Source organism: Agrobacterium sp. A3-95, assembly GCF_053521785.1.
This window is the reverse complement of the sequence record NZ_JBNWDR010000001.1, coordinates 249600-272122: the sequence shown is the minus strand read 5'-3', so window position 1 is coordinate 272122 and position 22523 is coordinate 249600. Positions and strand designations below refer to the sequence as shown.

At 61.9% G+C, this 22523-nt stretch carries 19 protein-coding genes; 18 read left to right on the top strand and 1 reads right to left on the bottom strand.

Going from position 1 to position 22523, the window contains the following annotated elements:
- The first annotated feature begins 61 nt into the window (after nt 1–61).
- The 17 genes from ACQZ5Y_RS01350 to ACQZ5Y_RS01270 all read left to right on the top strand — a co-directional run bounded on the left by ACQZ5Y_RS01350 (nt 62) and on the right by ACQZ5Y_RS01270 (nt 18197).
- Entirely contained in the window at nt 62–700 is a 639-nt protein-coding gene (locus tag ACQZ5Y_RS01350) for a phage distal tail protein, Rcc01695 family (protein WP_174049277.1), read from the top strand.
- The gene (locus ACQZ5Y_RS01345; RefSeq protein WP_174049278.1) at nt 697–1581 is read left to right on the top strand and encodes a DUF2163 domain-containing protein; all 885 of its coding nucleotides are present in this window, start codon (nt 697–699) and stop codon (nt 1579–1581) included. The genes ACQZ5Y_RS01350 and ACQZ5Y_RS01345 overlap by 4 nt, the downstream gene beginning before the upstream one ends.
- The gene (locus ACQZ5Y_RS01340; protein ID WP_013635747.1) at nt 1578–2012 is read left to right on the top strand and encodes a C40 family peptidase; all 435 of its coding nucleotides are present in this window, start codon (nt 1578–1580) and stop codon (nt 2010–2012) included. Before ACQZ5Y_RS01345 ends, ACQZ5Y_RS01340 begins: the two co-directional genes overlap by 4 nt.
- Before the next feature lie 17 nt (nt 2013–2029).
- Nucleotides 2030–5833 (top strand): baseplate multidomain protein megatron, encoded by a 3804-nt coding sequence (locus ACQZ5Y_RS01335; RefSeq protein ID WP_174049279.1) that lies wholly within the window; start codon nt 2030–2032, stop codon nt 5831–5833.
- Nucleotides 5834–5867: 34 nt separating this feature from the next.
- Nucleotides 5868–6074 carry a hypothetical protein gene (locus ACQZ5Y_RS01330; protein ID WP_003512133.1) on the top strand — a complete coding sequence of 69 codons (207 nt, stop codon included), beginning with the start codon at nt 5868–5870 and terminating at the stop codon, nt 6072–6074.
- Nucleotides 6075–6213: 139 nt separating this feature from the next.
- On the top strand, nt 6214–6468 hold the full coding sequence (locus ACQZ5Y_RS01325; protein WP_003497070.1) for a hypothetical protein: 255 nt from the start codon (nt 6214–6216) through the stop codon (nt 6466–6468).
- Between the two features lie 96 nt (nt 6469–6564).
- Nucleotides 6565–7236, top strand: a complete 672-nt coding sequence (locus ACQZ5Y_RS01320) for a response regulator transcription factor (RefSeq protein ID WP_003512135.1) — start codon at nt 6565–6567, stop codon at nt 7234–7236.
- Entirely contained in the window at nt 7226–8626 is a 1401-nt protein-coding gene (locus tag ACQZ5Y_RS01315) for a sensor histidine kinase (protein ID WP_003512137.1), read from the top strand. The genes ACQZ5Y_RS01320 and ACQZ5Y_RS01315 overlap by 11 nt, the downstream gene beginning before the upstream one ends.
- A gap of 107 nt (nt 8627–8733) precedes the next feature.
- On the top strand, nt 8734–9162 hold the full coding sequence (locus ACQZ5Y_RS01310; protein ID WP_025592860.1) for a membrane protein: 429 nt from the start codon (nt 8734–8736) through the stop codon (nt 9160–9162).
- A 143-nt stretch (nt 9163–9305) separates the two neighbouring features.
- The gene (gene ccmI / locus ACQZ5Y_RS01305) at nt 9306–10460 is read left to right on the top strand and encodes a c-type cytochrome biogenesis protein CcmI (RefSeq protein ID WP_162701104.1); all 1155 of its coding nucleotides are present in this window, start codon (nt 9306–9308) and stop codon (nt 10458–10460) included.
- Entirely contained in the window at nt 10457–10969 is a 513-nt protein-coding gene (ccmE, locus tag ACQZ5Y_RS01300; RefSeq protein ID WP_003512141.1) for a cytochrome c maturation protein CcmE, read from the top strand. Before ccmI ends, ccmE begins: the two co-directional genes overlap by 4 nt.
- Nucleotides 10966–12960 carry a heme lyase CcmF/NrfE family subunit gene (locus ACQZ5Y_RS01295; RefSeq protein ID WP_003512142.1) on the top strand — a complete coding sequence of 665 codons (1995 nt, stop codon included), beginning with the start codon at nt 10966–10968 and terminating at the stop codon, nt 12958–12960. The genes ccmE and ACQZ5Y_RS01295 overlap by 4 nt, the downstream gene beginning before the upstream one ends.
- Complete coding sequence (locus ACQZ5Y_RS01290) at nt 12957–13421, top strand: cytochrome c-type biogenesis protein (RefSeq protein ID WP_019564066.1); 465 nt, start codon at nt 12957–12959, stop codon at nt 13419–13421. Before ACQZ5Y_RS01295 ends, ACQZ5Y_RS01290 begins: the two co-directional genes overlap by 4 nt.
- 156 nt (nt 13422–13577) lie before the next feature.
- Nucleotides 13578–15131 (top strand): Do family serine endopeptidase, encoded by a 1554-nt coding sequence (locus ACQZ5Y_RS01285; RefSeq protein WP_003512147.1) that lies wholly within the window; start codon nt 13578–13580, stop codon nt 15129–15131.
- Between the two features lie 271 nt (nt 15132–15402).
- A complete protein-coding gene (locus ACQZ5Y_RS01280) occupies nt 15403–16161 on the top strand; it encodes a response regulator transcription factor (RefSeq protein ID WP_013635754.1) in 759 nt (252 codons plus the stop codon).
- Nucleotides 16162–16170: 9 nt separating this feature from the next.
- Nucleotides 16171–17580 carry a sensor histidine kinase gene (locus ACQZ5Y_RS01275; protein WP_113472890.1) on the top strand — a complete coding sequence of 470 codons (1410 nt, stop codon included), beginning with the start codon at nt 16171–16173 and terminating at the stop codon, nt 17578–17580.
- 191 nt (nt 17581–17771) lie between these two features.
- Nucleotides 17772–18197, top strand: a complete 426-nt coding sequence (locus tag ACQZ5Y_RS01270; RefSeq protein WP_174049280.1) for a thiol-disulfide oxidoreductase DCC family protein — start codon at nt 17772–17774, stop codon at nt 18195–18197.
- A 113-nt stretch (nt 18198–18310) separates the two neighbouring features.
- On the opposite strand, the gene ACQZ5Y_RS01265 is transcribed toward ACQZ5Y_RS01270, so the two are convergent.
- Entirely contained in the window at nt 18311–19174 is an 864-nt protein-coding gene (locus ACQZ5Y_RS01265) for a MipA/OmpV family protein (RefSeq protein ID WP_025592866.1), read from the bottom strand.
- A gap of 323 nt (nt 19175–19497) precedes the next feature.
- On the opposite strand from ACQZ5Y_RS01265, the gene ACQZ5Y_RS01260 reads away from it, so the two are divergent.
- Nucleotides 19498–22467, top strand: a complete 2970-nt coding sequence (locus ACQZ5Y_RS01260) for a bifunctional [glutamine synthetase] adenylyltransferase/[glutamine synthetase]-adenylyl-L-tyrosine phosphorylase (protein ID WP_174059794.1) — start codon at nt 19498–19500, stop codon at nt 22465–22467.
- Nucleotides 22468–22523 lie beyond the last annotated feature (56 nt).

Genomic DNA, 22523 nt, shown 5'->3' with positions numbered 1-22523 from the left:
TGTGTCGAGCGTGACCCTTCCATCTTTCCCAGACTATCAAAACGAATCCAGGAACAACGACATGGCGGCATTTCATGAAGTGCGGTTTCCGCTCAGGCTGGCGCTTGGCGTAAGCGGCGGGCCGGTAAGGAGAACCGATATCGTCAACCTTTCCAATGGGCGGGAGAACCGCAACCAGCGTTGGAAGAATGCCAGACGCGCCTATGACGCAGGATCGGGCATTCGCTCCGTTGCCGATCTTTACGAGGTGCTGTCCTTTTTCGAGGCGCGGCGCGGTGAACTCCATGGTTTTCGGTTTCGCGACCCGGTGGATTTCAAATCATGTCCGCCGGGCCAGACACCTGCTGCAAGCGACCAGACGATTGGCACCGGTGACGGCACGACGACGGCTTTTCAGCTGGTGAAGACCTATGCCGATGCGGGCGGTTCCTTCACCCGGCGGGTGGCGAAGCCGGTCGAGGCTTCGGTCATCATCTCAGTCGATGGGGTGAAAGCCGTTTTGTCGGATTTTTCGGTCGACCACGCGACCGGTACGGTGACGTTTCGCGCCGGTAAGGCGCCGCCTGCCGGTGCCGCAATCCGGGCCGGTTTCGAATTCGACGTGCCGGTGCGATTTGCAATCGACCGCATCGACGTGAACCTTACCGCCTTCGAGGCGGGCCGCATTCCCTCCATTCCATTGATGGAAATCCTGCCATGAAGACCATTCCTGCCGCTTTGGCCGAACATCTGGCGGGAGAGGCCACGACCACCTGCCATTGCTGGAAAGTGACGCTGAAGGACGGCGAGGTCATCGGTTTTACCGACCATGACGGGACCCTTTCCTTCGCCGGTACTGCCTATCTGGCCGCAAGCGGCTTTGGTGCGAGTGACAGCGACAGCGAGGCCGGACTTGGCGCGAGTGCGGGCGAAGTGACGGGCGGCTTTGCCAGTGAGGCGATTTCCGAAAGCGATCTGGCCGCCGGACGTTTCGATGGTGCGCAGGTGGCGCTCTACCTCGTCAATTGGCAGGCGCCGGAACAGCATGTGCTGCTGAACATGCGCGAAATCGGCGAGGTGACACGGGCGGGCGGAGCGTTTCGTGCCGAGCTGCGCAGCATCGCCCATCGTCTTTCCCAGCCGCAGGGCAGGGTCTATGGGCGGCGCTGCGATGCCGCCCTTGGTGATCGGCGATGCGGCGTCGATCTCAAGCGATTTACCGGCACCGGCAGCGTTGCGGGCACGGACGCGGCGGGCAACCTGCTGGTGACAGGGCTGGACGCTTTCGCCGATGGTTTCTTCAGCCGTGGGAAATTGCAGTTTCTGAGCGGCCAACTTGCCGGCAAGGGTTTCGATCTCGACGGCCACGAGAAACGCGATGGCGGCACGCTTCTGTCCTTGTGGCTCGCTCCGGAGCAACCGCCGCAGCCGGGTGATGTTTTTTCCGTCATCGCCGGTTGCGACAAGAGTTTTGCGACCTGCAAGGCGAAATTCGCCAATTACCTGAACTTTCGTGGCTTTCCGCATCTGCCGGGGGCGGATTTCGCCTATTCCTACGCCAGCGGCGGCCAGACCCATGACGGCGAGGCGCTGTTTCCATGAGCAGTACCTCAGAAAAAGTGCTGGCGCTCGCGCAAGGCTGGATCGGCACGCCCTACCGGCATCAGGCGTCGTTGCAAGGCGTTGGCTGCGATTGCCTCGGCCTTGTCAGGGGCATCTGGCGCTCGCTTTACGGCGAGGAACCGGAACTGCCGCCGCCCTACGCACCAGATTGGGCCGAGCGGGGCGGCGAGGACCGGCTGCTGGATGCCGCGACACGTTATTTTTCGGCGGTGCCTGATATGGAAGAGGCGATGCCGGGCGACCTGCTGCTGTTCCGCTGGCGGGCCGATGCAGCGGCGAAACATCTCGGCATCCTCGCCGGGCCACAGCATTTCATCCATGCCTATGAACAGGCGGCAGTGGTGCGCTCGGCGCTGGTGCCCGGCTGGAAGCGACGTATTGCCGGCGTCTTCCGTTTTCCCGAACCCTGACATTTTTCGAGGCGACCATGGCGACCATTCTCTTTCAGGCGGCTGGTGCAGCACTCGGCGGCGTTTTCGGCCCCGTGGGTGCCATCATCGGCCGCGCGGCTGGCGCGCTGGCGGGCAATGCCGTCGACCGCGCGCTGCTTTCGAACGGGCGGACGGTGTCCGGCGCCCGGCTTTCCACAGCGCGTATTCCGGGTGCGGACGAAGGCGCGGCCATCAACCGGCTTTACGGCACGGCGAGGATCGGCGGCACGCTGATCTGGGCGACGCGTTTCGAGGAAAGCGTCGAGGTGACACGTCGCGGCGGCAAGGGCAATCGCGGCCCGAAGGTCGCGTCCTTTCGCTATTTCGCCAATCTCGCCGTCGGGCTGTGCGAGGGCGAGGCGGCCATGCTGCGGCGCGTCTGGGCCGATGGGCGGGAACTGGACCTGAGCGCCATCGAGATGCGCTTTTATCCCGGCAGCGAGACGCAATTACCGGATCCGCTGATCGAGGCAAAACAGGGCGCAGGCAATGCACCCGCCTTTCGCGGGTTGGCCTATGTCGTGTTCGAACGCCTGCCGCTTGACAGCTATGGCAACCGCATTCCGCTGATGCAGTTCGAGGCGGTGCGACCGGTCGGCCGGCTGGAAAAAGCCATCCGTGCCATCACCGTCATTCCCGGTGCGACGGAACACGGTTACGCCACGGCGCAGGTTTCGGAACGCACCGGCATGGGTGAAAGCCGCATCATGAACCGCAATTGCCTGACGGCCTTGACCGACTGGCAGGCCGCGATCGACGAATTGCAGGCGCTGTGCCCCAATCTGCAAAGCGTGGCGCTGGTGGTGAGCTGGTTCGGCACCGACATGCGCGCGGGCGAATGCCGCATTCTGCCGGGTGTGGAAGTGGCGGGTCGCGACAGGGAAAGTGCAGCATGGTCCGTCGCCGGTGTTTCGCGCGGGCAAGCGCATCTCGTCAGCCATCACGGCGGCGGCCCGGCCTATGGTGGCACGCCGGATGATCAAAGCGTTGTGCAGGCGATAGCCGACCTCAAGGCGCGTGGTCTGAAGGTCTGCCTTTATCCATTCGTGATGATGGATGTGCCAGCCGGCAACGGCCTGCCGGACCCCTACGGCAAAGGCGAGCAGGACGCCTATGGCTGGCGCGGACGCATCACCTGTTTTCCGGCACCGGGCCTGGCAGGTTCGCCCGACCGCAGTGCAGGCACGCGCACGGAGATTTCCACCTTCTGCAACCGCACTGAGGGGTATCGCCGCATGGTGCTGCATTATGCGGCGCTGGTGGCGCAGGCGGGTGGGGTGGATGCCTTCCTGATCGGCTCGGAGCTGCGCGGGCTGACAAGCCTGCGCGACCATAACGACGCCTTTCCTTTCGTGGAGGAACTGGTGCGGCTGGCGGCGGATGTGCGCGCCGTTGTTGGGCCGGCAACGAAACTGACCTATGGCGCGGACTGGAGCGAATATTTCGGCTATCAGCCGGCGGACGGTTCCGGCGACGTCTTCTTCAATCTAGATCCGCTGTGGGCAAGCCCTGATATCGATGCCATCGGCATCGACAACTATATGCCGCTTTCCGACTGGCGCGACGAGGATGCCGCAAACGGCAATCCTGATGGTATGAGCGGCCCGGACGATGCTAACGCCTTCCGTCTTGCCATCACGGCGGGCGAGGGTTTCGACTGGTATTACGCCAGCCATGCCGACCGCGCGGCGCGGCGGCGCAAGCCCATCACTGATGGTCTCAGGGGCAAGCCGTGGGTATTCCGCTACAAGGACCTGCGAAGCTGGTGGCAGAATGCCCATTTTGACCGGGTGCGCGGTGCAGAGAAATTGACGCCAACCGCATGGGTGCCGGGGTCGAAACCGATCTGGTTCACCGAACTCGGCTGCCCGGCGGTGGACAAGAGTGCGACGCGCCCGAATGTCTTTCCCGATCCGAAATCGGCGGAAAACGCTTATCCCTATTTTTCCCGCAGAAGCCGCGCCGATAGCCAGCAGCGACGGTTTCTGGAGGCGCATCTCGACCATTGGAGGGGGAAGGGCGATGCGGCGATGGTGGATCCGAACCGCGTCTATATGTGGACCTGGGATGCGCGGCCGTTCCCCGCCTTTCCGCAGAACGGCGCGGCCTGGAGCGATGGGGCCAACTGGCGTACCGGCCATTGGTTGAACGGCCGGCTTGGGACTGCCACGCTTGCCGATACCATCGCCGCGATCCTGACGGACCATGGATTTTCTGGCTTCGACGTCTCCGCCGTCAGTGGCGATCTGACGGGGTATGTGCAGGGCGACGTGACCTCGGCCCGCAACCTCCTGGAGCCGCTGATGTCGGCGTTTCAGGTGGATGTGGCCGAGGACGGCGGAACCCTGCGCTTCCGCTCTCGCAATACGGCGGTTCTGCCCGTGCGTGACGCTGCCGTGCTGGCCGATCTGGACGACGAACCGCTGTCGTCGGAAAATCGCGGCCATGACAGCGATTTCGCCGCAGAGGCCGTGCTGACCTCGTTCAATCCGGCGCTGGACTACGAGCAGGCGAGCGTGCGTTCGCGTCGTATCGACAATGCCGGCAGCCGCGTCATGCGGCTCGACCTTAACGCCGCACTCCCGGCGGAAACAGCGGAAGCCGCGGCTGAGGCCCTGTTGCGTGACAACAGGCAGGCACGGCGCACGCTGCGTTTTGCCCTGCCGCCCGCAGATATCGCTCTGGAACCCGGCGATTGCATCCGTCTCCCGCAGAATGTGTTTTCGGAGGCTCCGGCAGGGAGGTTCCTGGTTAGCCGGATTGAGGACGGTACTGTACGGCAGGTGGAGGCGCGCGCCTTTTCCGCCGCATCCGCTGCTTTTTCGGGCGCTGTGGATGAGCGTCGTGTTGGCGGGGCAAACGGCGCGGAAGGTTTTGCCCCGGAGGTGCTGTTTCTCGACCTGCCGCGCCATGACGGCACAGCGTCTGAAAATTCGGCGCAGATTGCCGTTTTTGCACGGCCATGGCGGCCAATCGTCGTTTCGTCCTCCGCAGGCACGGAAGGCTACCGGCAGCGCGCCGTGCTTGACCGGCCCGCGATGATCGGCACGTTGGCCATGCCGCTGACATCAGGCCCCTCCGGCCGTTTCGACCGGCAAAACACCATCCTGATCGATCTGCCATCCGGCGAGCTTTCCTCGGCCACGGAGCTTTCGGTGCTGAACGGCGAGAACCGCATGGCGGTGAGGGCCGCAAACGGTGTTTGGGAGATCATCGCTTTCGCGCGCGCAGAGGAAATTGTGCCCGCGCGCTGGCGGCTTTCCGCTTTGTTGCGTGGGCTTGGCGGCACTGAAGATGCGTTGGCCATTGGCGCGCCGGTGGGCGCCCCTGTTGTGGTGCTGGACGCGGCGGTGCAGCCGCTCGGTCTCGCCGCGACCGAACGCGGACGGTGGCTGAACTGGATCGTCGAGGCTGCGGGAATGGCGGGCGCCCCCGCCGGTCCTTTTGTCTTCGAGGGTGGCTTGCGGGCTGAAACGCCGCTTGCGCCGGTGCATCTTGCGGCCGAGCGGCGCAGGGACGGCATTTTGCTGCGCTGGGTGCGCCGAGGCCGGATGGAGGCCGATGGCTGGGACGCGAGCGAGATACCGCTGGAAGAGCCGTTCGAGCGTTACCGCGTGGAGGTGCTGGATCGCGAGGCCGTTCGACGCACGGCAGAGGTCTCCGAACCCTTCTGGCTGTACCCCAAAGCGGGCGAACTCACAGATTTCCCGACCTTGCGGGATCACATTTCCGTGCGTGTCCGTCAGCTCGGCCGTGCGGTGCCTCTGGGAGTGGCGGCGCACGCCGTTCTCCCACTCTGACAACCACCTGAAAAACAACGCAAAGGACGAGATTATGGAGAGTACCAAGGCATGGTATCAATCGCGCACTATCTGGGGCGCCCTGGTTGCGGTTTTCGCACCGCTTTTCAGCGTCGCTGGTCTTGATCTTCCCGCCGGCCTGCACGGCGAGCTGGCGGAGGGACTGGTGACCGTTGCGGGCGGAATTGGCGGCCTCGTCGCACTTTACGGCCGCCTTTCGGCAACCCGTGCCATCCGCTGACGCCACTAGCGCCCATACCGTCCCCGCCGTGCGTCGTGGCGTCGGGGGCGGCATTCATTTGCCATTCAGACGCTTTGCGCTACATATTCGGTCACAATACGGTTCGAGACGCAGCCGATTTTTTTGGAAGATTTGTGCAATGGCATCACCTCTCATCATCGCGACGCTTGCAGCCGGGCTTTCCGGTTTCACGGCGCCCGAGGCTGATTTGCAGGGCCATTACATTCTGGCTGCAAGCGATTGCGGCGCGGCCGTTGCCCGCGTGGTGCGCGAAACCGGTGGCCAGCTTCTTTCGGTCTATCCCTCCGGTGACGGTCAGTCCTGTGTAGTTACCGTTCTCGTCCAGGGTAATGGCGAGCGCCCGCGCAAGGTAACGATGCGCGTGCCGATGTAGCCTTGCCCGCATCGCCGAAATATCGGAAAACAATCCGACACAGTTAGCATGACCGGCGACGCGCGCGCGGGCCGGGACGTAAGGAAAGGGCGGATAATGCGTATTCTCGTGGTTGAGGACGATGCCAATCTCAATCGTCAGCTGACCGACGCGCTGAAAGAAGCCGGTTATGTTGTCGATCAGGCATTTGACGGCGAGGAAGGCCATTATCTAGGCGATACCGAACCTTATGACGCGATCGTTCTCGATATCGGCCTGCCGCAGATGGACGGCATCACCGTCGTCGAGAAATGGCGCGCGGCGGGCAAGGCCATGCCGGTCCTCATTCTCACCGCCCGTGACCGCTGGAGCGACAAGGTGGCGGGCATCGATGCCGGTGCCGACGATTACGTGACCAAGCCCTTCCATGTGGAGGAAGTTCTTGCCCGCGTGCGTGCGCTCATCCGCCGCGCCGCTGGCCACGCTTCCTCCGAACTCGTCTGCGGACCGGTCAAGCTCGATACCAAATCCTCCAAGGCAACGGTCAACGGCGTGACGCTGAAGCTCACCTCGCATGAGTTCCGCCTGCTTTCCTATCTCATGCATCACATGGGCGAGGTCGTCTCGCGCACGGAGCTGGTCGAACATATGTACGATCAGGATTTCGACAGGGATTCCAACACGATCGAGGTGTTTGTCGGACGTTTGCGCAAGAAGCTCGGGGTTGATCTGATCGAGACCATCCGTGGCCTCGGTTACCGGATGCAAGCGCCGGCAGATGCGAAGTAGCTCTCTTACCGCCCGCGTTCTTCTTCTCGCCTCCGCCTGGTCGGCGCTGGCGCTGGTGGTCATTGCCGTCGTGATCTCGACGCTCTACCGGCAGGGCGTAGAGCGGAGCTTCACCGATCTTCTGCGGGCGCAGCTTTATAACGTCATTAATTCCGTGACGATTTCGAACGAGAATACGCTGGCCGGCAGCCCGCAGCTCGGCGATCTCCGGTTCTCGCAGCCCGATACCGGCTGGTACTGGGTGGTGGAGCCGCTCGGCAATTTCCAGACCGCACCGCTGGTCTCCTCTTCGCTCGGCGTCGCGTCCTTGCCGGTGCCGAGCATTATCGATGCTCCCTTCGATAACAGATACGAGCGGTTTTATGCCGTGACCGACGAGGCGGGCAACAAGGTGCGGGTGGCAGAAACGGAAGTCGTGCTGGATGGTGAAGGCCGTGCGGCGCGTTTCCGCGTTTCCGGCAACCTCAATGTCGTTGAAGACGATGTGCGCAATTTCTCCAACAGCCTTTATCTGGCGCTCGCCGTCTTCGGTGTCGGCAGTCTGGTCGTCAATGGCCTTGCGATTCTCTACAGTTTGCGGCCGCTCGATCAGGCCCGTCTGGCGCTCGGAAAGATCAGGGGCGGGGAGGCGGAAAGCCTCGAAGGCGAATTCCCGCGCGAAATCCAGCCATTGGCGAACGAAGTCAATGCGCTGATCGACAGCAACCGGCGCATCGTCGAGCGCGCCCGCATGCAGGTCGGCAATCTCGCACATTCGCTGAAAACGCCGATTGCCGTGCTTCTGAACGAGGCCCGCACGCTGGAGCCGCAGCATGGCGATCTGGTGCGCGCGCAGGCTGACGCCATGCAGGCGCAGGTGCAGTCTTATCTTTCGCGCGCCCGCATTGCCGCCCAGCGCGGCTCGATTCTTGCCCGTGTGGAAGCGGAGCCGGCGCTGGAACGGCTGGTGCGCGTCATGCGCCGCCTCAACCCCGACAAGCAGTTCGAGCTGAATTTCGAGCATCCGGGGGCGGTGCTGGGCATGGAACAGCAGGATCTGGAGGAGATCGTCGGCAATCTTCTCGAGAATGCCGCGCGTTTTGCACAGACCAAAGTCGTCGTCACGCTTGCGACCGGCACTCACCCGTCCTCCGACCCCGAAATGGGCCGGCGCTCATGGGTGGAGTTGATCGTGGAGGATGACGGGCCGGGGCTGGAGCCCGGGCAGATAAGTGAAGCGATGAAGCGCGGCAGGCGGCTGGACGAAAGCCGTCCGGGCACCGGCCTCGGATTGTCGATCGTTTCCGAAGTGGTGTCTGAGTACCATGGCCACTTTTCCCTCTCGCGCAGCGGGATAGGTGGCCTGAAAGCCGATTTGATTTTGCCTGGCCTCTCGAAAGAGCTTGCGTGAGGCAAGAAAAAAGGCAAGAAATTCAATGCCGATATATAACGCGCGGTGCGGTAAGGAAAAGAGGACAGGGTTTGGTTGACGTGTATGATGGCTGCCGCTCCGTGACGATGCGTTCGCTGGTGTCACGCCCGGCACTTCTCTCGATCCTGTGCGTATCGATGCTGAGCGCCTGCACCACCACGGGCACCCGCTCGGCCGGTGGCAGTCTGTTCGGCGGTTCGGCACAACCTTCAACGCCGTTCCTTGCCAACATGCAGGGCGGCATTGTCGGACGAAGCGGTCTGCAGCTCGAAAAGGGTGACCGCACCAAAGCGCTCGAGGCCGAATATCGCGCACTGGAAACCGCCCCGGTCGGTACGCCGGTGACATGGACCGGCGACGATGCCAGCGGCCAGGTGGTTGCCAATGCGCCCTATCAGGTGGGCAACCAGAATTGCCGGCAATATTCCCACACGCTGACTGTCGATGAAAAGGAAACCCGGGTTCGCGGTGCGGCCTGTCGCAATGCCGATGGCAGCTGGTCTCCTTTGACGTAAATCAAGGTCATGGACCTTTCCGAGTGACAGGAAGGGCTATAGCGGTGCAGCTGGACGCCGGGCGGTGCGGCGTGATGTCTCAAATTCGCGTCATCTCCGCGCTTCATGTTTCCATGTGCCGTGCATTCGAGTAATTGAGCCTTATGTTCTGGATTGTCGTTGCGATATTGACGGCGGCTGTCGCCATCGTCCTGATGTACCCGCTGATGCGGAAGACCGAGGTGTCGCAGACGCGCCGCGACGGCGAGGTTGCAGTCTATCGCGACCAGCTTGCCGAACTGGACCGCGAGCGTGCCGCCGGCCTGATCGGCGACACGGAGGCGGAATATGCCCGCGCCGAAATCGGCCGCCGGCTGCTTGCCGCAGCCGATACCCGTCAAGACGCTGAAAGCAGCGCCCGGCCGCTGCGGCACAATCTCGCCGTAACCCTGATTACCGTTTTGCTGCCCGCACTTGGCCTCTGTCTTTACATCTGGAAGGGAAGTCCGGAAGTGCCGGACATGCCGCTCGAGGCACGTCTGGAGCAACCCGGTAACGACATGAACCTTCTGGTCGCCCGTGCCGAGCGGCACCTGGCCGAAAACCCCGACGACGGTGCAGGCTGGGATATCCTGGCGCCGATCTATTTCAAGACGATGCGGCTTGGCGATGCCGAGCTTGCCTATCGCAACGCGCTTCGTCTGCAAGGGCCGAGCACAGAACGGCTGACGGGACTTGGCGAAACACTGGTGGCGAGCAATGACGGCATCGTCATCGAGGCTGCGCGTGAGGCCTTTGCCGAAGCCGAGCGGCTGAAACCCGGCAATCCACGCGCCCGCTTTTATCTGGCGCTGTCGCTGGAGCAGGCGGGCAAGGCGCAGGAGGCGCGTGCGGCCTTTGCAGCACTGGCGGCGGATGCACCAGCCGGTGCGCCATGGTTGCCGCTGGTGCGGGAACATATCGCCAGAACCGGCGGCGAGGCAGCGCCCGGCCCGACCGCAGGCGACGTGGCGGCGGCGAAAGACATGACGCCCGCCGACCGGCAGGCGATGATCGAGGGCATGGTGGCGAGCCTCGACGCCAAGCTCAAGGAAAATCCGGGTGATTTCGAAGGCTGGATGCGCCTCGTGCGCGCCTACTCCGTCTTGAACAATGCAGCGAAGGCGGGCGAGGCACTGAGAGCCGGTTTGCAGGTTTTCCCGCCTGAGGGCGAAGAGGGTAAGCAGCTTCTGGCGCTGGCGAAGGAATTGGGAGTTTCCGCCGGACCCGTTCGCATGGACGGGCAAGGGCGCGCGATGCCGCAGGGAGTGACGCAATGACCCGCAAACAGAAACGGCTCGCAATCATCGGCGGCGGCATGAGCTTCATCGTCGCGGCCGTGCTGCTCGTCATGTTCGCCTTCGGCCAGTCCATAGCCTATTTCTACATGCCGGCCGATCTGGAGAAGACGCCGGTCAATCCCGGCACCCGCATCCGCCTAGGTGGGCTGGTGGCGGAAGGCTCCGTCAAGCGCGGGGAGGGCCGCACGGTGAGCTTCACGGTGACTGACGGTGAAGCAAACGTGCCCGTCAGCTATACCGGCATTCTGCCCGATCTTTTCCGCGAGGGGCAGGGCGTGGTGACGGAAGGCGTTTTCGATGCCGCGACCCATGGCTTTGTTGCCGACAGCGTTCTGGCCAAGCATGACGAAAACTACATGCCGAAGGAAGTGGCCGACCGGCTGAAAGACAAGGGCCTGTGGCAGAACACCGGAGAGGGCGGGCAACCTTCCGGCGCAGCGCCTTCTCCTGCGGGGGCTTCAGCCGACAAGACCGGAGCGATAAAATGATCAATGAGATCGGCCACTACGTTCTGGTTCTGGCACTCGCCGTGGGGCTGATCGTCTCGACGCTGCCGGTGATCGGCGCGCGCCGCAACGACCGGGCGCTGATGGATATTGCCTCGCTCGGCTCCGTCGTGATGTTCCTGCTCGTGGCCTTGTCCTTTGCGGCGCTGACGCGGGCCTATGCGGTTTCGGATTTCTCCGTGCGCAACGTCTGGGAAAACTCCCATTCGCTGATGCCGATGCTCTACAAGTTGACCGGCGTCTGGGGCAACCATGAGGGCTCCATGCTGTTGTGGCTGCTGATCCTGGTGTTTTTCAGCGCGCTCGTTGCCGTCTTCGGTCGCAACCTGCCGGAAACGCTGAAAGCCAATGTGCTGTCCGTGCAGGCCTGGATTTCCGTCGCGTTCCTGCTGTTCATCCTGCTCACCTCCAATCCGTTCATGCGTCTGGAGCGGGTGCCGGCCGAAGGGCAGGACCTGAACCCTATCCTTCAGGACTTCGGCCTCGCCATACATCCGCCGCTGCTTTATCTCGGTTATGTCGGCTTTTCCGTCTGTTTCTCCTTCGCCGTCGCTGCACTTCTGGAGGGCCGGATCGATGCGGCCTGGGCGCGCTGGGTAAGGCCATGGACGCTCGCCGCATGGACCTTCCTGACGGCAGGTATCTCCATGGGATCTTACTGGGCCTATTACGAACTCGGCTGGGGCGGCTGGTGGTTCTGGGATCCGGTTGAAAACGCCTCCTTCATGCCATGGCTTGCGGGCACCGCACTGCTGCATTCGGCACTCGTCATGGAAAAGCGCGAAGCGCTGAAAATCTGGACCGTGCTTCTGGCGATCATGACCTTCTCGCTGTCGCTGCTCGGCACCTTCCTCGTGCGCTCCGGCGTCTTGACCTCCGTGCACGCCTTCGCCACCGATCCGAGCCGCGGCATCTTCATTCTCGGCATCCTTACCGTTTTCATCGGCGGAGCTTTCGCGCTGTTCGCATGGCGGGCGCCCTCGCTGAAGGTGGGTGGATTGTTCGCGCCGATCTCACGCGAAGGGGCGCTGGTCCTCAACAATCTGATCCTGACGGTCTCGACCGCAACGGTACTGATCGGCACGCTCTATCCGCTCATTCTCGAAACGCTGACAGGCGAAAAAATCTCGGTCGGCGCGCCGTTCTTCAATCTCACCTTCGGCCTCCTGATGATCCCGGTGTTGATCGTCACGCCCTTCGGGCCGATGCTCGCCTGGAAGCGCGGCGATCTTCTCGGCGCTTTCCAGCGGCTTTATGTGGCGGCCGCCATTGCTGCCCTTGCCGGGCTGACGCTCTGGTACGTGGAGAACGGCGGCCCGGTGCTCGCCGCACTTGGCATCGCAGCCGGTTTCTGGCTGATCTTCGGGGCGCTTGCCGATCTCTGGTATCGGGCCAATTTCGGCAAACTGGCCTTCGGCATCGCTTTTCGACGCCTCAAGGGCCTGCCGCGTTCGGCCTTCGGCGCCGCACTTGCCCATATGGGGCTTGGCATCACCGTGCTTGGCATCGTCACCGTCACCACCTTCGAGACCGAAACCGTTCTTGAAATGAAGCAGGGCATGGAGGCGAAGGCGGGCGGCTACAGTCTCACCTTCGATGGCATCCGCCATGCCGTTGGCCCTAATTTTACCGAGGATCGCGGCCATTTCACCATACGCAAGGCGGGTGTGGAAGTGGCCGACGTCTGGTCCTCCAAGCGGCTCTACACCGCACGGCGAATGCCGACCACGGAAGCGGGCATTTTGACGTTCGGCCTCAGCCAGCTCTACGTCTCGCTCGGTGACCCGATGGCGGATGGCGGCATGGTAGTGCGCATCTGGTGGAAACCCTTCATCCTGTGCATCTGGGGCGGCACGCTGTTCATGATGGCCGGCGGTTTGATATCGCTCTCCGACAGACGGTTGAGGGTGGGCGCACCGAGCCGCAAGGCGAAGCCGGCAAAAACGGCCGCGATGCCGGAGGCGGCGGAATGAGGGAGGTTGTGTCGGGGCTCACGCTCCTTCTCGTTCTCATGTTTACGTCATGGCCGGCCTTCGCCTTCAACCCGGACGAGGTGCTGAAAGACCCCGCACTGGAACAGCGCGCCCGCAATCTCACGTCGCAACTGCGCTGCATGGTCTGTCAGAACCAGTCGATCGATGACAGCAATGCCGAACTGGCACGGGACCTGCGCGTTCTGGTGCGGGACAGGCTGGTGGCAGGCGATAGCGATCAGGCTGTTGTCGACTACGTCGTGTCTCGTTACGGCGAATTCGTGCTGCTGAAACCGCGTTTCAGCATGCGCACCGCACTTTTGTGGGGCGCGCCCATCGTTCTGGCGCTTGCGGGAATATTCGCCATCCTCGTTTTTTCGCGTCGGCGCGCCACCCAGGAGCGGCCGGAAAAACTGAGCGCGGACGAAGAAGAGAGAATTCGTAATCTCATTGAAAAATAACTGATTTTCATATCCGTCCTCGGTTCTTTTTCAACATTACGGTTTTTTCATTCGTCAGACACTTCGCTGTAAGGTGTCGCCTCCTATATCTTCATCATCCACCGCTTCTCCCCCGGTCAAACGGGTTCCAGTCTGAATGAAGAAAGAAGGTACACCATGTCTCACTCGCAAAACGGACGCTCCTCGCTGAAGACGGTTCTGAAGGCAACGACCGTTGGCGGTCTTGCCGCGCTGATGCTTTCCACAGGCATCGCCGCACCGATCGTTCATTCCTTTGCCGCTCCGGTCGAGGTGACTGCGCCGCAGGTTCCGAGCTTCGCCAATGTGGTCGAGGCGGTTTCGCCCGCCGTCGTCTCCGTTCGCGTCCAGTCGAACGTGCAGCCCGCTTCCGATGATTCCAGCAACTTTTCCTTCAATTTCGGCGGCCGTGGTCTCGACCAGCTGCCGGACGACCATCCCCTGAAGCGCTTCTTCAAGGAATTCGGCGGCCCCAACCAGGACCGTCCCGACCGTGGTCCGAACCGTCACCGTGACGGCAAGGGTCCGCTGCGCCCCGTCGCTCAAGGATCCGGCTTCTTCATCTCCGAAGACGGTTATGTCGTCACCAACAACCACGTTGTCGATGACGGCTCCGCCTACACGGTGGTGATGAATGACGGTACCGAACTCGAAGCCAAGCTCGTTGGCCGTGATCCGCGTACCGATCTGGCGCTGCTGAAGGTCGATGTGAACCGCAAGTTCACCTATGTGCAGTTTGCCGACGATAGCAAGATTCGCGTAGGTGACTGGGTCGTAGCCGTCGGTAACCCCTTCGGCCTCGGCGGCACGGTAACCTCGGGCATCGTTTCTGCCCGTGGCCGCGATATCGGCTCCGGCCCCTATGACGATTACCTGCAGATCGACGCCGCCGTGAACCGCGGCAACTCCGGTGGTCCCGCGTTCAATCTCAACGGTGAAGTCGTTGGCATCAACACCGCGATCTTCTCGCCCTCCGGCGGCAATGTCGGTATTGCTTTCGCCATCCCGTCGTCCGTTGCCAAGGACGTGATCGCCGACCTGCAAAAGGACGGCAAGGTCGAACGCGGCTGGCTCGGCGTGCAGATCCAGCCCGTCAGCAAGGACATTGCCGAGTCGCTTGGTCTTGCCGAAGCGAAGGGCGCGCTCGTCGTCTCGCCGCAGTCCGGTTCGCCGGGCGACAAGGCTGGCATCAAGCAGGGTGACATCATCACTGCCGTCAATGGCGACCCGGTCAAGGATGCCCGCGATCTGTCGCGCCGCATCGGCAGCATGACGCCAAACAGCAAGGTTGAAATCTCGCTCTGGCGCGGCGGCAAGTCGCAGTCGGTCACCGTGACGCTTGGCGATCTCGCAAGCGACGATGCCTCCAAAGCAACGCCGGGCCAGGAAAACGACAGTGGCAGCAAACCTTCCAGCGCAAAGGTGCTGTCGAGCCTCGGCCTGACGGTTGCGCCCGCTGACGACGGCAACGGCCTTGCCATCACTGATGTCGATCCGGACAGCGACGCCGCTGCCCGTGGCCTGAAGACGGGTGAGAAGATCACCTCCGTCAACAACCAGCAGGTGGCTTCTGCCGCCGATATCGAGAAGGTTCTCGAGCAGGCGAAGAAGGACGGACGCTCCAAGGCGCTGTTCCAGATCCAGACGGACAGCGGCAGCCGCTTCATCGCACTGGATATCGACCAGGGTTGATAATCTGAGATGCGACGCCGGTTCGTCTTCGAGCCGGCGTCGCTCGGGACTGTCTCTCACCTTGAGGGCGGGACAGAGTATGTGGAACGCGCGTGCCGCTTGTTTCTTCTCCGCTAGGGAGGAGAAGGTCGCGGCAGCGGGATCAAGGGCAAGGCCAGCGATAGACCGCGCCCTTGCTACCTCATCCGACCCTTCGGGCCACCTTCCCCCCGGCGGGGGAGAAGACAAGGACCCACAAAGCCGGTCCAGTCAGCACCGAGGAGGAAATCTCATGGAAAACAAGGTTCAGGAAATGTCTGTCGCATCTGTTTCCGGTTGTGCGGAAAAGGGCGAGGGCGCTATTGTCCCGCACATGAAGATTCTTGTTATTGAAGACGATCTCGAGGCTGCGGCCTATATGACCAAGGCGTTCCGGGAAGTCGGTATCGTTGCCGACCACGCGAGCGATGGTGAAAGCGGCCTGTTCATGGGCTGCGAGAATTCCTATGACGTGATGGTGATCGACCGCATGCTGCCGCGCCGCGACGGACTTTCCGTCATCAGCGAGCTGCGCCGGCGCGGCATCGAAACGCCGGTTCTCATTCTTTCGGCGCTTGGGCAGGTGGACGACCGCGTGACCGGCCTGCGTGCCGGCGGCGATGATTATCTGCCCAAACCCTACGCCTTTTCCGAACTTCTCGCACGCATCGAAGTGCTGGGCCGCCGCAAGGGCAAACCCGAACAGGATATGGTCTACCGTGTCGGCGATCTCGAACTTGACCGGCTTTCCCACGATGTCCGGCGCGGTGGCAAGGAAATCCTGTTGCAGCCGCGTGAGTTCCGCCTGCTGGAATATCTCATGAAGAATGCCGGCCAGGTGGTGACCCGCACCATGCTTCTGGAAAACGTCTGGGATTACCATTTCGACCCGCAGACCAATGTCATCGACGTGCATGTGTCCCGCCTTCGTTCGAAGATCGAAAAGGACTTCGAAAAGCCGCTGCTGAAGACCATTCGCGGCGCGGGTTACATGATGAAGGACGAGGGCTGATTGGCGAAAATGGTCCGCCTCAGAATATTGTTCCGGTCAACAGCGGTGCGCCTTTCTGCGCTCTATATCCTGCTGTTTGCGCTCTGCGCCGCCTTTCTGGTCTTTTATGTCACCGCCCTTTCCGAACGGCTGCTGAACCAGCAGACGCGTGACGCGGTGCTGCAGGAAGTGTCGGACGTGCAGCGCATCTACAATCGCGGCGGCATCAACCCGCTGCTGCGGATGATGGAGCGCCGTGCCCGCCAGCCGGGGGCGAGCCTTTACATCATCGCCGGCCCCAATGGCGAAATCCTTGCAGGCAACGTCGCTTCCGTGCAGCCCGGCGTGTTTGACAAGGAGGGCTGGACGGGTTTCCCCTTCCGTTACGAACGTTATTCCGAAAGCGGCGACAGCGTGCAGCATATGGCGACCGCCAATGTCTTCATGCTGGACAACGGCCTGCGCATCCTGATCGGCCGCGATCTCGGCGAACCCACCAAATTCCGGGCGCTGGTGCGCAATGCGCTGATGGTGGCGCTTGCCATCATGAGCGCCGGTGCGCTGCTCATCTGGTTCGGCATCGGCCGCAATGCCTTGAAACGCATCGACCGCATGTCGGCAGCGACCAAGAAGATCATGGCCGGCGATCTTTCGCAGCGCCTGCCGCAGGGCCGCTCCGGCGACGAGTTCGATCGGCTGTCCGGCTCGCTCAATGCCATGCTCGGCCGTATCGAAAAGCTGAACGAGGGCTTGCGGCAGGTGTCCGACAACATCGCCCACGACCTCAAGACACCGCTGACGCGGCTGCGCAACAAGGCGGCCGCCGCATTGGATGACAACGACGAGACGAAACGGCGCGCGGCACTCGAAGGCATCATCGCCGAATCCGACCAGTTGATCCGCACCTTCAATGCATTGTTGATGATTTCCCGCGTCGAGGCCGGCTCCATCGCCGCCGAAATGACCGATGTGGACATGTCGGCAATCGCCGCCGACAGCGCCGAACTTTACGAACCGGTGGCCGAGGACGCGGGACTTACGCTTGAGGCCGAGATCGAACCCGGTCTTTCGGTGCAGGGCAACCGTGAGCTGATCGGCCAGGCGCTTTCAAACCTCATCGACAACGCCATGAAATATGCCTGCGAATGCGAGGGCGACAAAAAACTCATCGTGCGTCTGGTGAGCGAAACGGACGCCATCGTGCTGTCCGTCTCCGATAACGGCCCCGGCATCCCCGCCGACAAGCGCGGCGAGGTGCTGAAACGTTTCGTGCGGCTGGACGAAAGCCGCTCCAAACCCGGCACGGGGCTCGGCCTGTCGCTGGTGGAGGCCGTGATGGAATTGCACGGCGGATCGCTCGCGCTGTCGGACACCGACACTACAAATTCCGTCTGCCCGGGCCTGACCGTCTCGATGATCTTTCCCGTTTCGACCCAGTAAGCCGCGCTGTCCAACGCCGCTGACACCAGCACCGGCTGGTCACCGCTATTTGTGCGGAAATTCGTTCACCTCCGAGAAATAATCGTCTCTCGAGATTGAATTGAAAGATGATCGGAAGAATATCTTATAAGGTTCTACAGCTGCACTTTATGAGGGGATCGCATCGCGATCGGCAAAAGGACTTATGATTGATGGCAAACATGGCCCCCTTGGTCGGCGACCACCATGGACCGATCATTCTGTTCGATGCCGAATGTGTGCTGTGTTCGGTGAATGCGCAATTCGTACTGCGGCATGACAAGGCCGGATATTTCCGGCTGGCCTCCATGCAGGGAGCCGTCGGCACGGAAATCTACCGTCGGCACGGAATGGACCCCAAAAATCCGGTCAGCCTGCTCCTCGTCGATGGCGAGAGGGTGCGACAGGACAGCGACGGTGTTCTTGCGATCTATGAGGCGCTTGGCATGCCCTGGCGGCTGCTTGGCATGTTGCGCATAATTCCCGCATTTCTGCGCGATCCCGTCTATCGTTTTGTCGCCCGCAATCGCTACCGTTGGTTCGGAAAACGTGCGCAATGCTGGGTGGAGCCGCCGGAATACAGGGACAGGATTCTCTGAACTTAGCGACGATCCTCCGCCCAGGGCAGGCGACAATTTCAGGCGGCGGGACAGACACGTGACGGCGTTGCGGAGATGGTTACGCATCCCCGCAATGCCACATCGCCATCGGCTCAGAACGTATAAGCCACGCCAATCATCGCGAAGGGCTGGATGTCCTTCTTGGAGAGCGGGCTGTCCTTGGCATCGCCCAGCAGGAAGCCAACACCGCCGGCGCCGGTGATCGACCAGTTCTCGGTCATAAGATAAGTGAGGGAGGCGCTGGCGTCGATGCGCTTGAAGCCTGCCTTGGCGTCATAGCGGCGCAGGCCGGAACGGGCGGATTGGGCCGAGGTGACGCCGAAATAGGATTTCATGTGCTTGTCGTCCGCCCAGGTGGCGGAGAGGTCCGCGCCAAGGATGAACTGGTCGACTTTGTGCGAAACGCTGGCGCCGACGGTTGCGGTCAACCCTTCGCTGCCGCTGATGGTCTTGTCCACCTTCGCATAGACCTCGAAGGGATCGATGCCATAAGCGATAACACCGCCGACCACGCCGCCCGCCTTGATGTCACCCATTCCGCGAAGATTTTTCTTGTCGTCCTTTTCCTTGCGCCCGGCTTCCCAGCCGCCCTTGACGCCCAGTCTGAAGCCGTTGCTGTTCAGCAGGTTGACGGTGACGCCGCTGAAATCGATGCTCAGCGTATCTCCATACTCAACGGAAACCAGGGGAACCGCGCCTGCTTCCAGCTTGTCCGAGCCCTCATATTTGGGAGCGTAGGCAGCACCCACGCCAAGTGTGATTTTCCACTCACTGGAACTGCTGTAGCGGGCATTGTCGAAATTGCCCTGCGGTTCGGCGAACCTGTCCGATTTGCCGAGATCGGCAGCGAGGACGGGCGTGCAGATGCCTTGCGCCAGGGGCAGCGCGGTCAGGCACAACGCCATTGCACGCAGGTTCTTTTGCCATTTCACTGTAAAAATCTGTTTCATGATCATATCCGTTGCAGCATCAAGCGTTGCAAAACCTGGGAGTCGGGTTTCGTTGAGCAGGACGCTACGTGGGCATAATTGCGGAGACATTACGCGAGATTGCCGGCCACGACTGAAATGGCGCTTCCTCAGGCCAGACCTCGGAAAAGATCGGCAAAAGCGGTTTTCCTGATCGCAAAGCGCCACGCATTTGTTACAACGCGGAGTGTATGCGCCCGGAAGCTTCGACAATGCGTGGCGGCAGGACGATTTTGCGGGGAGCGATCCTTCCTGAGAATCAGGCACGGTCGAAGCGCAAGGATGGGTCGCTTGGGAGAGGGAGAGAGACAGTGACGAAACGGGAAACCGCTGAAAGGCGGCTGAGCGAGGTTCTGCCGGGAGTTATCCGCCCCTATACGCAGACGGAACTGAAATCCGTTCTCTCCACGCTGAAGGATATCGCCAAGGGCGAGCCAGCTGTGGCCGCGCTTCTTGCCGCCGAAAGCCCGCTGAAGGACTTCATCGCTGCGGCTTTCACGCTGTCGCCCTATCTACGCGATATGGCGGCGGCGGATGAGGGGCTGCTGACGCTCGCGATTTCAAAACCGCTGGAGCCACTACTAGCCGATCTCGTCCGTGAAGCGCGTGATTGCTGGAAGCCGGGGCAAGAGGGCGGCGTGCCCGTCGAAAACGAGGTGATGTCGCGCTTGAGGATCGCCAAGCGTCGGCTTTCCTTCGTCGCAGCGCTTGCCGATCTTGCGCGCATCTTCACCGCCCGCGATACCACGCGCTGGCTGAGCGACATGGCGGATGCTTCGCTGTCGGCCGCCATCGACCACCTGCTGCTTGTCGGCCATGAGACCGGCAAGCTCAAACTTAAGAACGTTGCCGCGCCAAGCGAAGGTTCCGGCCTGATCGTGCTTGGCATGGGCAAGGTAGGTGCGCGTGAACTCAACTATTCCTCGGACATCGACGCAGTGGTGTTCTTTGAACCCTCTGCTGGCATTATCGATGATCCCTATGCTGCGACAGAGAATTTCGGCCGCATGATGCGCCGCCTCGTGCGTATCATGCAGGAACGCACGGCAGACGGTTACGTCTTCCGCACCGATTTGAGGCTCCGGCCAGACCCCGGCTCGACGCCGCTCGCCATTCCCGTGGAAGCGGCGCTGCTTTATTACGAGGGCAGGGGCCAGAACTGGGAACGCGCCGCCTATATCAAGGCGCGGCCGGTGGCGGGCGATCTGAAGGCCGGCGACAATTTCCTGCGCGAACTGACACCTTTCATCTTCCGCAAATATCTCGATTACGCGGCGATTGCCGATATTCACTCCATCAAGCGGCAGATCCATGCGCATAAGGGCCATGGCGCGATTGCGGTTAAGGGCCATAACGTCAAGCTCGGACGCGGCGGCATTCGCGAGATCGAGTTCTTCGCGCAGACGCAGCAGCTGATCGCCGGCGGCCGTATGCCGGCGCTCAGGGTCCGCGCGACGCAGGAGGCACTGGCGGCGCTCACCGAAGCGAAATGGATCGATGCCGAAACGCGCGATAGCCTGACTGAAGCCTACTGGTTCCTGCGCGAAGTGGAACACCGCATTCAGATGGTGCGCGACGAGCAGACCCATGTGCTGCCCGACACCGAAACCGAACTGAAGCGCATTGCCTTCATGCTCGGTTTTGAAGATACCAAGGCGTTTTCCGAGAAGCTGGAAAAGGTGCTGCGGCTGGTGGAGCGCCGTTATTCGGCGCTGTTCGAACAGGAGACGAAACTCTCCGGTGAGGCAGGCAATCTGGTCTTCACTGGCCAGAAGGACGATCCAGATACGCTGAAAACCCTCTCAGCACTTGGTTTTCAGCGGCCGGAGGATATTTCCCGCGTCATCCGCACCTGGCACAATGGCCGGTACCGGGCAACGCAATCGGTCGAGGCGCGCGAGCGGCTGACGGAGTTGACGCCGGATCTGCTGCGCGCCTTTGGCGAAAGCAAGCGGGCGGATGAGGCGCTGCTGCGCTTTGATAATTTCCTCTCCGGGCTACCGGCGGGCATCCAGCTCTTCTCGCTGCTCGGCAACAATCAGGCGCTGCTGTCGCTGCTGGTGACGATCATGTCGTCGGCCCCGCGCCTTGCCGAAATCATCGCCGCCCGCCCGCATGTTTTTGACGGCATGCTCGACCCGGCGCTGATGAGTGACGTGCCGACGCGCGAATATCTTGCCCAGCGCATGGGCAATTTCCTTTCCAATGCCCGCCACTACGAGGATATTCTCGACCGGCTCCGTATTTTCGCCGCCGAGCAGCGCTTTCTCATCGGCGTGCGGCTGTTGACAGGCGCGATCCGTGGCGAGATCGCCGCCCGCGCCTTCACCCATCTTGCCGATCTGGTTATTGAAGCGGCCCTGAATGCCGTTCTCTCGGAGATGGAGACGGCACATGGGCCATATCCGGGCGGGCGCGTGGCCGTGATGGGCATGGGCAAGCTCGGCTCCTTCGAGCTGACCGCGGGTTCGGATGTCGACCTCATTCTCCTCTACGATTACAACGATGCCGCCCATGAATCGACCGGCGCAAAACCGCTCGATGTGGTGCGTTATTTCACTCGCGTCACCCAAAGGCTGATTGCCGCACTATCGGCGCCCACGGCCGAAGGCGTGCTTTACGAGGTGGACATGCGGCTTCGCCCCTCCGGCAACAAGGGGCCGGTGGCGACGCGCATTTCCGCCTTTGAGAAATACCAGCGCGAGGAAGCCTGGACCTGGGAACATATGGCGCTTTCCCGCGCTCGCCTGATCTGTGGCGAAGCCTCGCTGATGGAAGATGCGCGCGGCATCATCGCCTCGGTACTGTCCCAGAAGCGCGATGTGGCGAAAGTCTCAGCCGATGTGCTGGAAATGCGAAGCCTCATTGAACAGGAAAAGCCGCCGGAAAACATCTGGGATTTCAAGCTCATCAATGGTGGGCTGATCGACCTCGAATTCATCGCCCAATATCTGGCGCTGGTCGGTCCCGCCAAGGGTCTCCAGCCGCACGAACCGGGTCGCAACACGGCAGAGGCATTGCAGGTGCTGGCCGCCCCGGTGATGGAGCAGCAATCCTTCGACGACTGCATGGCGGCGACGGCGCTTTACACCGAGATATCGCAGATCGTGCGGCTGTGCATCGACGGTGCTTTCAATCCGAAGGAAGCGCCTGCCGGTCTTATCGATCTGGTTTGCCGGGCCGGGGATTGCCCGGATATTTCCACGCTGGAGGGCGAGGTGAAGCGGCTGGCGAAGGTTGTCAGGAAGGCGTTTGTGGCAACGGTGAAGAATGGCGGGTGATAGTGGGTATCGCGCGTTCTGCCGTCACTTACTGCAACGCAGCGGGCATAGCCCAA

Excerpts from the sequence above, each read along its gene's own strand:
- ACQZ5Y_RS01350 (WP_174049277.1), top strand. The coding sequence starts at position 62 with ATGGCGGCATTTCATGAAGTGCGGTTTCCGCTCAGGCTGGCGCTTGGC.
- ACQZ5Y_RS01345 (WP_174049278.1), top strand. The coding sequence starts at position 697 with ATGAAGACCATTCCTGCCGCTTTGGCCGAACATCTGGCGGGAGAGGCC.
- ACQZ5Y_RS01340 (WP_013635747.1), top strand. The coding sequence starts at position 1,578 with ATGAGCAGTACCTCAGAAAAAGTGCTGGCGCTCGCGCAAGGCTGGATC.
- ACQZ5Y_RS01335 (WP_174049279.1), top strand. The coding sequence starts at position 2,030 with ATGGCGACCATTCTCTTTCAGGCGGCTGGTGCAGCACTCGGCGGCGTT.
- ACQZ5Y_RS01330 (WP_003512133.1), top strand. The coding sequence starts at position 5,868 with ATGGAGAGTACCAAGGCATGGTATCAATCGCGCACTATCTGGGGCGCC.
- ACQZ5Y_RS01325 (WP_003497070.1), top strand. The coding sequence starts at position 6,214 with ATGGCATCACCTCTCATCATCGCGACGCTTGCAGCCGGGCTTTCCGGT.
- ACQZ5Y_RS01320 (WP_003512135.1), top strand. The coding sequence starts at position 6,565 with ATGCGTATTCTCGTGGTTGAGGACGATGCCAATCTCAATCGTCAGCTG.
- ACQZ5Y_RS01315 (WP_003512137.1), top strand. The coding sequence starts at position 7,226 with ATGCGAAGTAGCTCTCTTACCGCCCGCGTTCTTCTTCTCGCCTCCGCC.
- ACQZ5Y_RS01310 (WP_025592860.1), top strand. The coding sequence starts at position 8,734 with ATGCGTTCGCTGGTGTCACGCCCGGCACTTCTCTCGATCCTGTGCGTA.
- ccmI (WP_162701104.1), top strand. The coding sequence starts at position 9,306 with ATGTTCTGGATTGTCGTTGCGATATTGACGGCGGCTGTCGCCATCGTC.
- ccmE (WP_003512141.1), top strand. The coding sequence starts at position 10,457 with ATGACCCGCAAACAGAAACGGCTCGCAATCATCGGCGGCGGCATGAGC.
- ACQZ5Y_RS01295 (WP_003512142.1), top strand. The coding sequence starts at position 10,966 with ATGATCAATGAGATCGGCCACTACGTTCTGGTTCTGGCACTCGCCGTG.
- ACQZ5Y_RS01290 (WP_019564066.1), top strand. The coding sequence starts at position 12,957 with ATGAGGGAGGTTGTGTCGGGGCTCACGCTCCTTCTCGTTCTCATGTTT.
- ACQZ5Y_RS01285 (WP_003512147.1), top strand. The coding sequence starts at position 13,578 with ATGTCTCACTCGCAAAACGGACGCTCCTCGCTGAAGACGGTTCTGAAG.
- ACQZ5Y_RS01280 (WP_013635754.1), top strand. The coding sequence starts at position 15,403 with ATGGAAAACAAGGTTCAGGAAATGTCTGTCGCATCTGTTTCCGGTTGT.
- ACQZ5Y_RS01275 (WP_113472890.1), top strand. The coding sequence starts at position 16,171 with ATGGTCCGCCTCAGAATATTGTTCCGGTCAACAGCGGTGCGCCTTTCT.
- ACQZ5Y_RS01270 (WP_174049280.1), top strand. The coding sequence starts at position 17,772 with ATGGCAAACATGGCCCCCTTGGTCGGCGACCACCATGGACCGATCATT.
- ACQZ5Y_RS01265 (WP_025592866.1), bottom strand. The coding sequence starts at position 19,174 with ATGATCATGAAACAGATTTTTACAGTGAAATGGCAAAAGAACCTGCGT.